Below are 12,636 nucleotides of genomic sequence, written 5' to 3' on the forward strand. Positions count from 1 at the left end.
TGCTCTGGGAATCTACTTGTCGGCTGCTGCCTTCTGCTCGGCCGCCTTCTCGGGGGCGCCATCGGCCCGCTCGGCTCCGCCGCGCGGTGCCGGCTTGGCGTCGATGCCCGACTCCTTGCGCTGCTGCGGGGTGATCGCCGCGGGTGCATCGGTCAGCGGGTCGACGCCGCCGCCGGACTTCGGGAAGGCGATGACCTCGCGGATGGAGGACTCACCGGCGAGCAGCGCGGTGATGCGATCCCAGCCGAAGGCGATGCCGCCGTGCGGCGGGGCGCCGTAGGCGAAGGCGTCGAGGAGGAAGCCGAACTTCTCCTGTGCCTCATCGTGCCCGATGCCCATGATCTCGAAGACGCGTTCCTGGACGTCACGCTGATGGATACGGATCGAGCCGCCGCCGATCTCGTTGCCGTTGCAGACGATGTCGTAGGCGTAGGCCAGTGCCTCGCCCGGATCGGTGTCGAGCTTCTCCATCGACTCCGGCTTGGGCGAGGTGAACGCGTGGTGCACCGCGGTCCAGGCCGAATGTCCGAGTGCGACGTCACCGGACGCGGTGGCGTCGGCGGTCGGTTCGAACATCGGTGCGTCGACGACCCACACGAACGCCCAGTCATCCTGCTTGATGAGACCGAGCTTCGAGGCGATCTCGCCGCGCGCCGCACCGAGCAGGGCGCGGGTCGGCTTGACCTCGCCGGCTCCGAAGAAGACGCAGTCGCCCGGCTTCGCGCCGACATGGGCGGCCAGACCGGCGCGCTCCTCCTCCGACAGGTTCTTGGCGACCGGGCCGGACAGCGTGCCGTCCTCGGCGATGAGCACGTACGCGAGACCCCGGGCGCCGCGCTGCTTGGCCCATTCCTGCCAGGCGTCGAGCTGACGACGCGGCTGCGACGCCCCGCCCGGCATGACGACGGCACCGACGTACGGGGCCTGGAAGACGCGGAACGGGGTGTTCGCGAAATACTCGGCGCACTCGACGAGTTCGATGGCGAATCGCAGATCCGGCTTGTCCGAGCCGTAGCGACGCATCGCGTCGGCATAGGTCATGCGCGGGATCGGGGTCGAGATGTCGACGCCGATCAGCTTCCACAGCGCCACCAGGATCTCCTCGGCGACCGCGATGACGTCGTCCTGGTCGACGAAGCTCATCTCGATGTCGAGCTGGGTGAACTCGGGCTGGCGGTCGGCGCGGAAATCCTCGTCGCGGTAGCAACGCGCGATCTGGTAGTAGCGCTCCATGCCTGCGACCATCAGCAGCTGCTTGAACAGCTGCGGGCTCTGCGGCAGGGCGTAGAAGGTGCCGGGCTGCAGGCGCGCGGGCACCAGGAAGTCACGGGCGCCCTCGGGCGTCGAGCGGGTCAGCGTCGGGGTCTCGATCTCCACGAAGTCGTGGGCGGCGAGGACACCGCGGGCGGCGGCGTTGGCCTTCGACCGCAGGCGCAGGGCGGCGCTCGGACCCTCGCGGCGGAGGTCGAGGTAGCGGTGACGCAGCCGCGCCTCTTCGCCCGGCGACTCGTCGAGCTGGAACGGCAGCGGCGCCGACTCGTTGAGCACCTCGAGTTCGACGGCGTTGATCTCGATCTCGCCGGAGCTCAGGTTGGGGTTCTCGCTGCCCTCGGGACGGACCTCGACCACGCCGGTGACGGCGACGCAGTACTCGGCGCGCAGGCGGTGGGCGGCCGCGGCGACCGACTCCTCGCGGAAGACCACCTGAACCAGGCCGGTGGAGTCGCGCAGGTCGATGAACACCACACCGCCGTGGTCGCGTCGGCGCGCGACCCAACCGGCGACGGTGACGGTCTGCGACGCGTCGGCCCGGCGCAGCGAACCTGCGGAATGCGTGCGGAGCACTGAGAGTCCTTCCCAACGTCGTGCAGCCGGCCCGGTCTCGCGGGCGGCGACGGAGGCGTTGTTTGTGTCGGCTTGTTCGTGACCCGGTGGAAACGCAGGCCAGGTACCCATCGTGCCGCATCGGCGTCGGTGTCCTGAACCCGGCCACCCGGAGATGCCCGGTCCGCGCACCGCGGCGTGCCAGAATGACCGCGTGACATTCCAAGGCAGCGGATCGATCGACACCGGCAACGTCTCCGGCGGCGGCGGTGGCGGTGTCGGGCGGATCGCGCTCGGCGGTGGTGCGGGTCTCATCATCACGATCGTGGCGCTGCTGTTCGGCGTGAACCCCGGTGAACTCCTCGGCAGCCAGGCCCCTCAGCAGGGCACCTCGTCGGGTGCCGCCGAGATCCAGCAGCAGCTCGACTCCTGCACCTGGGAGATGGCGAACGAGAACACCATCTGCCGGATCAAGGCGACCACCGTCAGCCTCGACGACGTGTGGTCGGAGCTCATGCCCGGCTACCAGCCGCCGAAGACGGTCATCTTCGCCGACTCGGTCGACACCGGGTGCGGCGCGGCCAGTGCGGCGACCGGGCCGTTCTACTGCCCCGCGGACAGCACCGCGTACTTCGATCCGTCCTTCTTCACCCAGCTGCGCCGCATGGGTGGCAGCGACGGGCCGCTCGCCCAGGAGTACGTGGTGGCCCACGAGTACGGACACCACATCCAGAACCTGACCGGCGCCCTGGCCAAGGGGCAGCGGATGGGCTCGCAGGGACCGCGGTCGGGTTCGGTACGCGTGGAGCTGCAGGCCGACTGCCTCGCCGGTGTCTGGGCGTACCACGCCGACAACGGCCCCGACGCGTTGCTCGCCCCGATCTCCGAGCAGCAGATCTCCTCGGTCATCCAGACCGCCAAGGCAATCGGCGACGACACCATCCAGGGCCCGGGTTCCAACCCGGAGGGCTGGACGCACGGATCGGCCACGCAACGCGCGAAGTGGTTCGGCATCGGGTACCGGTCCGGTGACCCCAACCGGTGCGACACCTTCGCGACCAACGATCTCTGACGCGACCTCGAGATGACCCCCACCGCCGCGACCCCCACGAGCCCGCGCGAACGCACCGAGGTGGATGCGATCGCCGAGGCGCACCTGGATCGACTGTGTGAGCTCGATCCCCTGCTCGGTACCGAGATCGGCCACGGCGACCACGACGATGCCCTGACCGACTTCTCCGCGCAGGCATGTGCCGAGCGGGCCGCGGTCGCCGCCGACACCCTGGCGGCACTTGCGAAAGCACCCGTCGTCGACGCCGTCGACCGGGTGACGGTCGCGACGATGTCTGCGTCACTGCGTCGTGAACTCGCCCTCGCCGACGCCGGTGAGCACATCGGCGAGTGCAACGTCATCGCCTCGCCGCTGCAGGCGATGCGGGACATCTTCGATCTGATGCCCACCGACACCCGGACCGACCGCGAGGTGTTCCTCGCCCGCCTCACTGCGATCCCGGGTGCGCTGAACCGCGCCGTCGACGGGCTGGCGCACCGCCTGCGGCACGGCCCCCCGGTTGCGCGCCGACAGGTGGCGGCCGTGGTGCGACAAGCCGATTCGGCCACCGACGCCATCACCGACAACACCGCGTCCATCGCCGCCGACCCGGCGCTCGCCGGCACGCTCGGCACCGCCCTCGACGCGGCCCGCACCGCGTTCGGCACGTTCGCCAACTATCTCGAGACCGAGGTCCTGCCGGCCTCCGTCGACGACGACGCGGTGGGCCGGGATCGCTACCTGCTCCACCTGCCGGCGTACCTCGGTGCCGACGCCGACCCCGAGGACGCCTACGCCTGGGCGCTGACCCGCCTCGAGCAGATCGTCGCCGAACAGCACGAGATCGCCGAGTCACTTCTCCCCGGCCGCGGCGTCGACGAGGCACTCGCCTGGCTGGATCGCCAGCCGCAGTACCAGATCCACGACCGCCACGAGTTCGTCGACTGGATGCAGGAGACCTCCGACGCTGCCGTCACCGGACTCGCCGGCCGGCATTTCGACGTCCCCGCCCGCCTGTCCCGGCTCGAATGCCGCCTCGCGCCGTCGTCGACCGGGATCATCTACTACACCCAGCCGACCGCCGACCTGTCCCGGCCGGGCCGCATGTGGTGGGCGGTGCCCGACGATCAGACCGTCTTCCACACCTGGCAGGAGAAGACGACCGTCTACCACGAGGGCGTCCCGGGCCATCACCTCCAACTCGGTTCGGCCATCGTCGATCCCGACCTGAACACCTGGCGCAAGCTGGCGTCCTTCACCTCCGGGCACGGTGAGGGCTGGGCGCTCTACGCCGAGCGGCTGATGGACGAACTGGGCTGGCTGGAGGACCCGGGCGACCGCATGGGCATGCTCGACTCACAGCGGCTACGCGCGGCACGCGTGGTCGTCGACATCGGCGTGCACTGCCGTCTGCCCGCACCGGAGTCCCTGGGCGGCGGGATCTGGGATGCCGACAAGGCGTGGGAGTTCCTGACCGCCTCGGTGGCCATGGACCACTCGGTGCTGCGTTTCGAACTCGACCGATACCTCGGCTGGCCCGGCCAGGCACCGTCCTATGCACTGGGACAACGAGTCTGGGAACAGACCCGGCACGCCGCCCTCAGCGCCCACCCGGAGTGGACGCTCAAGGACTTCCACACCCGCGCGCTGGCCTTGGGCGGGGTGTCACTTGACGTCCTGGCCGAGGAGATGACCGGCCCCGACAACGACGTCTGAAAAGCGCTCCTGGCGGATGCCAGGGGCGTTTTTCAGCGGGTCGCGCGGACGTCAGCCAAGCAGCCGGGTGACCTCGACGACGACGTCATCGAGTGAGATACGGTGCTGCTCACCGTTGCTCAGGTCCTTGACCTCGACCTGGCGTTCGGCCAGCTCGTTCTCGCCGAGCACCAGCGCCAGCCGCGCACCGGACCGGTCGGCGGCCTTCATCGCGCCCTTGAGTCCGCGGTCGCCGTAGGCGAGGTCGACGCTGAGCCCGGCCGCGCGCAATGCGCCTGCGACACCGACCAGTTCGGCCTTGGCGTCCGCACCGAGCGGGACACCGAAGACCTGACAGCGCGCCGCCTGCGTGCCCGCGACTCCCTCGGCCTCGAGGGCCAGCATCGTGCGGTCGACGCCGATGCCGAAGCCGATACCCGAGAGGTCCTGTTTGGCGCCGAGCTGGCGCATGAGGCCGTCGTACCGGCCGCCGCCACCGATGCCCGACTGTGCACCGAGGCCGTCGTGGACGAACTCGAAGGTGGTCTTGGTGTAGTAGTCCAGGCCGCGCACGAGTCGCGGGTTGATCTCGTAGGCCACGCCGAGCCGGTCCAGGTTGGCCAGCACGAGGTCGAAGTGGGCCTTCGCCTCATCGGACAGGTAGTCGATCAGCAGCGGCGCGTTCGCGGTCGCCTCCTTGATCTCCGGGCGCTTGTCGTCGAGCACGCGCAGCGGGTTGATCTCGGCACGCTTTCGGGTCGCCTCGTCGAGGTCGAGCTTGAAGAGGAAATCCTGCAACGCCTCCCGGTAGCGAGGGCGGCTCGCGTCGTCGCCGAGCGAGGTGATCTCGAGGCGGTAGCCGGACAGTCCGAGACGCTTGTACCCCTCGTCGGCGACGGCCACGACCTCGGCGTCGAGTGCCGGGTCGTCGACGCCGATGGCCTCGACGCCGACCTGCTGCAGCTGGCGGTAGCGACCGGTCTGCGGCTTCTCATAGCGGAAGAACGGACCCGCGTAACAGACCTTGACCGGCAGCTGTCCACGGTCGAGGCCGTGCTGGATGACCGCGCGCACCACACCCGCGGTGCCCTCGGGGCGCAGCGTCACCGACCGGTCACCGCGGTCGTTGAAGGTGTACATCTCCTTGCTGACGACGTCGGTCGATTCGCCGACGCCGCGGGCGAACAGCGCGGTGTCCTCGAAGATCGGCAGCTCGATGTGCCCGTATCCCGCACGACGCGCCGCGTCGGTGAGCGTGTCCCGCACCTTCCGGAAATCCGCCGAGTTCGGCGGGAAGTAGTCCGGGATGCCCCGGGGTGCCTGAAATGCTCCGCTCACAGTCCGTGTCGTCCCTTCGGTCGATCAGTCGCGATGGTGGTGTCGGTTCCCGGAGCCCGCAGGCCGGCCAGGAAGGGGTTGGTGGCACGTTCCTGCGCGATGGTGGTCTGCGGCCCGTGGCCGGGGAGAACCAGGGTGTCGTCCGGCAGCGGCAGCAGCTTCGCCGCGATGGAGTCGAGCAGCTGCTGATGGCTGCCGCCGGGCAGGTCGGTGCGGCCGATGGAGCCGGCGAAGAGGACGTCGCCGGCGAAGCGGACCTGCACCCTCGTCGGGGTGTCGGACGGGGACTCCCCCGGCACGGTCACCTCGATGCCCAGCAGGACCGATCCCTGGGTGTGGCCGGGTGCGAGGTCCACCGAGAAGTGGATGCCGGCGAGCTCGACCGGTTCTCCGTCGGAGAACTCGATGACCTTCTCCGGCTCGCGAAACTTCTCGTCGCCGATCATCGCGCCCAGCGCGCGTCCGATGCCCAGGCCGGGATCGGTGAGCATCGGCCGGTCGGCGGCATGGATGTAGGCGGGGATGGAGTACTCGTCGCACAGCTGCGTGGCGTTCCAGGTGTGGTCCAGGTGGCCATGGGTGAGCAGGACGGCGACCGGGGTGAGATCGTTCTCGGTGAGCAGTTCACGCACGCGGGGCGCGGCGTCCTGGCCGGGGTCGATGATCACCGCATCCGACCCGGGTTCGGCCGCCACGACGTAGCAGTTCGTCTGGAACATGCCGGCGGGGAATCCGGTGATCAGCATGGCACTCCTCGAGGGTCGCGGGTCCCTCCATTGTGTCCTAGCTGCCCACGGCGACCGACAGCCGGTTCTCCACGCACCGATTCCCCGGCCGCGAGACCCCACTCCAACACCCGCTGAACGCTGTTCTCAGGTACAACTGGCAGACTTGCCTCTCGAGTAAGTGACATCCGCGCAGATTGTCGGCACGACTATGCCGAGATTCAGGAGGATCCACCCGCGTGACCACCAATGAGGAGCGCCGCGAGGCAGCGAAGCGGAAGCTCGAGGAACGCCTCGAAACCGAACGCCTCGCCCGTCGGAAGCGGAAGATCGTCATCGCCTCGGTCTCGACCGCCGTCGTGGTCGCCGTCGTCGCCGGCGTGACCGCCGTCGTGGTGAAGAAGATCATGGACGACCGCGAGGCCGCACGCTGGACCAGTTGTGCGTTCGAGGACTCCCCGAGCCGGTTCGACCAGCTTCCCGACCAGGTGCCCGACAACGTGCCCGCCGATCAGCGGCCGCAGTACCAGGCCGAACTCGACGAGCTGAAGGCGGCGGCGAAGAACGAACGCAAGTCCCCGAAGCCCGACGACAAGGTCCTGAAGTCCGGTACCGAGCAGGCCACCTTCACGACCACCCAGGGTGTTCTGCCGATCACCCTGGAACGTGACGGCGCCCCCTGCAACGTCGCCGCGGTCACCTCGCTGATCGAGAACAAGTTCTACGACGACACGACCTGCCACCGCATGACCACCAGCGACAAGCTGAAGATCCTGCAGTGCGGCGACCCGACCGGCACCGGCATGAGCGGTCCCGGCTGGACCAGCCCCGACGAGCCGCCGACCGACCTGAAGAAGGTCGGACAGCCCGATCCGATGAGCGGATCGCAGCCGGTCGTCTACCCGCGCGGCACCGTGGCCATCGCCAACAGCAGCCAGGGCGGCCAGAACCCCAACACCGGGTCGAGCCAGCTGTTCATCGTCATCAACGACAGCGAGCTGGGTCCCGACTACTCCATCGTGGGCAAGGTCGACGAGCCCGGACTCGCCGTGCTGGACAAGGTCTACGAGGGCGGGATCACCCCGGGCCCGGCCGGCAGCCAGCCCGGCGACGGCAAGCCGAAGACCCCGGTGACCATCGAGACCGCGGTCATCGACTGACCAAACCCGCTGCGCCGACGGAGATCCCGTTGCGTTTTGTCCCGGATTCCGAGACAAAACGCAACGGGATTTCTGGATTCCGGGGTCCGACTACCTTCCGGGGTCCGACTACGCGGCCGAGGTGACGCGGTAGACGTCGTAGACGCCCTCCACGTTGCGGACCACGTTCAGTACGTGGCCGAGGTGTTTGGGGTCGCCCATCTCGAAGGTGAACTTGCTGATGGCGACCCGGTCGCGGCTGGTGGTGACCGACGCCGACAGGATGTTCACGCGTTCGTCGGCGAGCACCTTGGTGACGTCGGACAGCAGGCGGTGACGATCGAGTGCCTCAACCTGGATCGCGACCAGGAACACCGATTCCGGGGACGGCGCCCACGACACGTCGAGGATGCGTTCGGACTGCTGCTGCAGCGAGGTCGCGTTGGTGCAGTCGGTGCGGTGGACGCTGATGCCGCCGCCGCGGGTGACGAAGCCCATGATGTCGTCACCTGGTACGGGTGTACAGCATTTGGCGAGTTTGATCACGACGTTGTCGACGCCGTCGACGACCACGCCGGCATCCCCGCCCTGACGCGAGCGGGTCGGCATCGTCGACGGGGTGGACCGTTCCGCGAGGGCCTCCTCCGCATCCTCGATGCCACCGAGGGATGCGACGAGGCGGTTGACGACATGCCGTGCGGAGACGTGGTTCTCGCCCACCGCGGCATACAGCGCGGTGACGTCGTTGTACCGCAGCTCCTTCGCGATCGCCGCCATCGACTCCGCGGACAGCAAGCGCTGCAACGGAAGTCCGCCGCGACGGACCTCCTTGGCGATCGCGTCCTTACCGGTCTCGAGGGCCTCCTCGCGCCGTTCCTTGGCGAACCACTGGCGGATCTTGGCCTTGGCCCGCGGCGACACCACGAACGTCTGCCAGTCCTTCGACGGCCCGGCGGTCGGCGCCTTGGAGGTGAACACCTCCACCACCTCGCCGTTCTCGAGCTTGCGTTCGAGGGCGACCAGCCGGCCGTTGACGCGGGCACCGATGCAGCGGTGCCCGACCTCGGTGTGGACGGCGTAGGCGAAGTCGACCGGCGTCGACCCGGCGGGCAGCGTGACCACGTCGCCCTTCGGCGTGAAGACGAAGATCTCGCGGACGGCGAGGTCGTACCGCAGCGACTCCAGGAACTCGCCGGGGTCGGCGGCCTCACGCTGCCAGTCGAGCAGCTGGCGCATCCAGGCCATGTCGTCGATCTCGGCGGTGTCGGACTTCTTGCCCGACTTCCGGTAACCGCTCTCCTTGTAGCGCCAGTGCGCGGCGATGCCGAACTCGGCGGTGCGGTGCATCTCGTGCGTGCGGATCTGGACTTCGAGCGGCTTGCCCTCGGGCCCGATCACGGTGGTGTGCAACGACTGATAGACGCCGAACCGCGGCTGCGCGATGTAGTCCTTGAAGCGTCCGGCCATCGGCTGCCACAGCGAGTGGACGACGCCGACGGCGGCGTAGCAGTCGCGGTCCTCCTCGCAGAGGATGCGCATGCCGACGAGGTCGTGGATGTCGTCGAAGTCGCGGCCCTTGACGATCATCTTCTGGTAGATCGACCAGTAGTGCTTGGGTCGGCCTTCGACGGTTGCCTGGATTCGCGCCGCGGACAACGCGTTGTTGATGTCGGCCCGCACCCGCGCGAGGTAGGTGTCGCGCGACGGGGCGCGGTCGGCGACCAGGCGCACGATCTCCTCGTAGCGCTTGGGGTGCAGGATGGCGAACGAGAGGTCCTCGAGTTCCCACTTGACCGTCGCCATACCGAGTCGATGAGCAAGCGGCGCAATGACTTCCAGCGTCTCGCGGGCTTTGCGCGCCTGCTTCTCCGGCGGGAGGAAACGCATCGTCCGCATGTTGTGCAGCCGGTCGGCGACCTTGATCACGAGGACGCGCGGGTCACGCGCCATCGCGATGATCATCTTGCGGATCGTCTCGGCCTCGGCCGCACTGCCCAGCGCGACCTTGTCGAGTTTGGTCACGCCGTCGACGAGGTGCGCCACTTCCTGCCCGAAGTCGCGTTCGAGCGCCTGCAGCGAATAACCGGTGTCCTCGACCGTGTCGTGCAGCAGCGCGGCGATCAGGGTCGTGGTGTCCATGCCGAGGTCGGCGAGGATCGTCGCGACCGCCAGCGGATGGGTGATGTACGGGTCACCGGACTTGCGCTTCTGCCCGCTGTGACGCTCCTCGGCGACGTCGTAGGCCCGCTGCAGCAGGGCGACGTCGGCCTTCGGGTAGATCTCGCGGTGCAGGGTGACCAGCGGCTCGAGCACCGGCCGGACCTGGCTGCGCGTCGCCGTCATCCGGCGGGCCAGACGGGCGCGGACACGCCGCGAGGCGGACGGGGAGGTCGAGGCCGAGGCCGATGTCGAGGTCGGTGCGCCGACGGCGTCGTCCGAGGCGTCGGCCGCGGGAGTCACGGAGTGCTGAGCCGTGCCGGATTCATCGGGCATAACCGGTCCTCCTCCGTCTGTCGTGGTCTTTCCGAGTCTAGATCCCCGACGGTCAGTCGAGCGCCACCGAGTGGACCGGTACGTGCGGGCCGAGGCCGCCGGCGATCGTGTCGCGCCCGCCGAGCCCGACGAGCTCCATGATCACCGCGACACCGACGACGCTCGCCCCGGTGCGGTTGAGCAGATCCGCCGCAGCGACCGCCGTACCGCCGGTGGCCAGGACGTCGTCGACGAGCAGCACACGCTGCCCGGTCAGGTCGAGGCCGTCGGCCGGGATCTCCAGGGTCGCCGAGCCGTACTCGAGGCTGTAGGTGACAGCATGAACCGGAGGCGGCAGCTTGCCGCCCTTGCGCACCGCGAGGACCCCGACCTCGAGTTCACGGGCGACCGCGCCGCCGAGGAGGAACCCGCGGGCGTCGATACCGGCGACGAGGTCGATCTCGGTGCAGCCGTGGGTCAGCGCGGTGACGATCGCGGACAACCCCTCGGGATCGGCGAGGACCGGGGTCAGGTCCTTGAAGGCGATCCCGGGGCTCGGGAAGTCGTCGACGAGCCGGGTGTGCCGGGCGATCGCCGCCTGGGCACGTGTCACCGCCTCCGCGGTCCGTTCGGGTACCACGCCGCCCATCAGAACTCCCCTGTCACTTGCCGTCACTGGCGGATCGTCCATCGATCCATGTTCCATCCGGTGCCGGCGCGACTGAGTCCCGCTGCGACACCACCCACCTGATCCTTCCACTGCCGGATACGCGGCGACGCGAACAGGGGTATCGACGGCATCGACGACCAGCTCGCGTTCTCGATCGAGCGGGCCAGCCGGAGCCGGTCGGGTTCGGACACCGTGACCGCGAACTGATCGATCCCGCGACTGACCTGCTGATCCCGGGTTCCGGAGAGATTGAGCGGGTCGCCGCCGCGCAACGAGTAGGCATCACGGCTCGGGTCGGCGGCACCGGCTGCGGCGAAGGAGTCGCCACTGGCCATGATCACCGCGTCGACGTCCTTGCCGAGTGAGCGCGGCTGCACGTCGGGTGTGGCGACGTCCTCGACCACGAAGCCGGCCTCCCGGCACGACGCCGCGATGGCCGCGACCATCTGCTGCCAGCGCAGGGTCGGCGCCACGTAGCCGATGCGGACGCGACGCGGTTGCAGACTCGCGGTGGTCGTGGTCCCGTCCGCCGCGCCCTGACCGGTCGCGGCGCGCAGCAGGTTCCGTGCCCGCTCGAGGTCGGGACTCTGGTAGGCGCGTCCGAACTCGGGGTTCATCGGTCCCGCGAGGTTGTCGGCGGGCGCGAGGACACGCAGATTCCACACGGTGGCGCCACCGGAGAAGTCGCGGGCGAGGTCGGCGCGCGGCACGCACGAGGCGAACGCCTGCCGCATCCGCACGTCCCCGAAGACACCCTTGCCGGCGAGCACGATCTGTTCGACCCCGATCGCCCGGGCGGGTGAGGCCGGTCCGTCGGGTCCGGACGTCCCGGCGAGATCGCCCTCGACGATGCCCGCGGTGACGTCGACGACGTCGAACTTGCCGTCGGGCAGCCGTCGCGTGGAATCGGTTCCGCGGCCCCAGATCACGATGCGCGAGGTCTCGGGCTTGTTCCCCCACCATGATTCGTTGGGGATCAGGACCAGTCCGCCCGACCGCGAGTAGCGGTCGATGCGGTATGGCCCGGAAGACGGGAACCGGGCGTGGTCGACCGGACCGAAGGTCAGGTCGAAGCCGGTGTTCCAGGCCGTGGCGATACGGGCCAGCGCGCCGCGGTCCATCGCGCGGATGGCGTCGACGACGTTGGCGAGCCCGGCGTCGCGGGCCACGATGTGCGCCGGGAGCAACGTGCCCGCGCCGAACAACGACAGCCAGTTGCGGTATTCACGCCCCTGCGCGAACGTGACCGTCGCCGACTTCTCGCCGGGCGAGCACTCCACCTTCTCGATGTCGCGGTACCCGGCGGTCGTCGCCGGCGTGAAGCCCGGGAAGCGTCCGCTCATCGCTGCCCACGCCAGCACCAGGTCGTCGCAGTCGAGCGCGACCTCGTCGGTGAAGGCCGCCTCGGGCGTGAACTCGTAGCGCAGCGCCGGCGCCCGTCCCGGGATCGGGGTCACGGTGCCGACGTCGCGGTCCGGGATGACCTGCCCCTGGGGTCCGAGCAGGCTGAAGCCAGGCAGCAGTCGGCTGGTCGCCATGAGCACGCCGTCGGCGTTGCCGTCGACGGTGTTCGCGTTGTAGCTGGTCACATGGGCATCGACCACGTAGTCGATGGTCGGCGGCCCGTCGTCGCCGCAGGCCGTCAGGACGCTCGCGCCCGTGACGATCCCGACGAGCAGGCTCAGGGCCCTGATGAACTCCCGGTGCCTGACGATCACGTGG

The 12,636-nt window shown here is 69.2% G+C and carries 9 protein-coding genes; 3 read left to right on the forward strand and 6 right to left on the reverse strand.

All coding sequences use genetic code 11. The features are described from left to right. Positions 1–12: 12 nt before the first annotated feature. Positions 13–1,845: an aspartate--tRNA ligase gene (gene aspS, locus GKZ92_RS12500; protein ID WP_035751451.1), complete on the reverse strand. Its 1,833-nt coding sequence runs from the start codon at positions 1,843–1,845 to the stop codon at positions 13–15. A 193-nt stretch (positions 1,846–2,038) separates the two neighbouring features. On the opposite strand from aspS, the gene ypfJ reads away from it, so the two are divergent. Both ypfJ and GKZ92_RS12510 read left to right on the forward strand, forming a co-directional pair. Then, on the forward strand, positions 2,039–2,896 hold the full coding sequence (gene ypfJ, locus GKZ92_RS12505; RefSeq protein WP_035751687.1) for a KPN_02809 family neutral zinc metallopeptidase: 858 nt from the start codon (positions 2,039–2,041) through the stop codon (positions 2,894–2,896). A gap of 12 nt (positions 2,897–2,908) precedes the next feature. Further along, on the forward strand, positions 2,909–4,591 hold the full coding sequence (locus GKZ92_RS12510; RefSeq protein WP_035751450.1) for a DUF885 domain-containing protein: 1,683 nt from the start codon (positions 2,909–2,911) through the stop codon (positions 4,589–4,591). 51 nt (positions 4,592–4,642) lie between these two features. On the opposite strand, the gene hisS is transcribed toward GKZ92_RS12510, so the two are convergent. Both hisS and GKZ92_RS12520 read right to left on the reverse strand, forming a co-directional pair. Then, positions 4,643–5,908: a histidine--tRNA ligase gene (hisS, locus tag GKZ92_RS12515; RefSeq protein ID WP_006356971.1), complete on the reverse strand. Its 1,266-nt coding sequence runs from the start codon at positions 5,906–5,908 to the stop codon at positions 4,643–4,645. Continuing rightward, positions 5,905–6,654: an MBL fold metallo-hydrolase gene (locus GKZ92_RS12520; protein WP_035751449.1), complete on the reverse strand. Its 750-nt coding sequence runs from the start codon at positions 6,652–6,654 to the stop codon at positions 5,905–5,907. Before GKZ92_RS12520 ends, hisS begins: the two co-directional genes overlap by 4 nt. A 218-nt stretch (positions 6,655–6,872) precedes the next feature. Between GKZ92_RS12520 and GKZ92_RS12525 the strand changes: the two genes are divergently transcribed. After that, positions 6,873–7,793, forward strand: coding sequence for a peptidylprolyl isomerase (locus tag GKZ92_RS12525; RefSeq protein ID WP_035751448.1), 921 nt, complete (start codon positions 6,873–6,875; stop codon positions 7,791–7,793). Between the two features lie 108 nt (positions 7,794–7,901). On the opposite strand, the gene GKZ92_RS12530 is transcribed toward GKZ92_RS12525, so the two are convergent. The 3 genes from GKZ92_RS12530 to GKZ92_RS12540 are packed head-to-tail and all read right to left on the reverse strand — an operon-like array spanning position 7,902 to position 12,632. After that, on the reverse strand, positions 7,902–10,265 hold the full coding sequence (locus GKZ92_RS12530) for a RelA/SpoT family protein (protein WP_006356974.1): 2,364 nt from the start codon (positions 10,263–10,265) through the stop codon (positions 7,902–7,904). 52 nt (positions 10,266–10,317) lie between these two features. Next, complete coding sequence (locus tag GKZ92_RS12535) at positions 10,318–10,893, reverse strand: adenine phosphoribosyltransferase (RefSeq protein WP_006356975.1); 576 nt, start codon at positions 10,891–10,893, stop codon at positions 10,318–10,320. A 23-nt stretch (positions 10,894–10,916) separates the two neighbouring features. After that, positions 10,917–12,632, reverse strand: a complete 1,716-nt coding sequence (locus GKZ92_RS12540) for an ABC transporter substrate-binding protein (RefSeq protein ID WP_155225316.1) — start codon at positions 12,630–12,632, stop codon at positions 10,917–10,919. Positions 12,633–12,636: the final 4 nt, after the last annotated feature.

The sequence above is a fragment of the Gordonia sp. 135 genome (assembly GCF_009720185.1).
GTDB classification, from domain to species: domain Bacteria; phylum Actinomycetota; class Actinomycetes; order Mycobacteriales; family Mycobacteriaceae; genus Gordonia; species Gordonia alkanivorans.

Coding starts and splice junctions, on each gene's coding strand:
- GKZ92_RS12530 (WP_006356974.1), bottom strand. CDS start 10,265: ATGCCCGATGAATCCGGCACGGCTCAGCACTCCGTGACTCCCGCGGCC.
- GKZ92_RS12535 (WP_006356975.1), bottom strand. CDS start 10,893: ATGGGCGGCGTGGTACCCGAACGGACCGCGGAGGCGGTGACACGTGCC.
- GKZ92_RS12520 (WP_035751449.1), bottom strand. CDS start 6,654: ATGCTGATCACCGGATTCCCCGCCGGCATGTTCCAGACGAACTGCTAC.
- GKZ92_RS12510 (WP_035751450.1), top strand. CDS start 2,909: ATGACCCCCACCGCCGCGACCCCCACGAGCCCGCGCGAACGCACCGAG.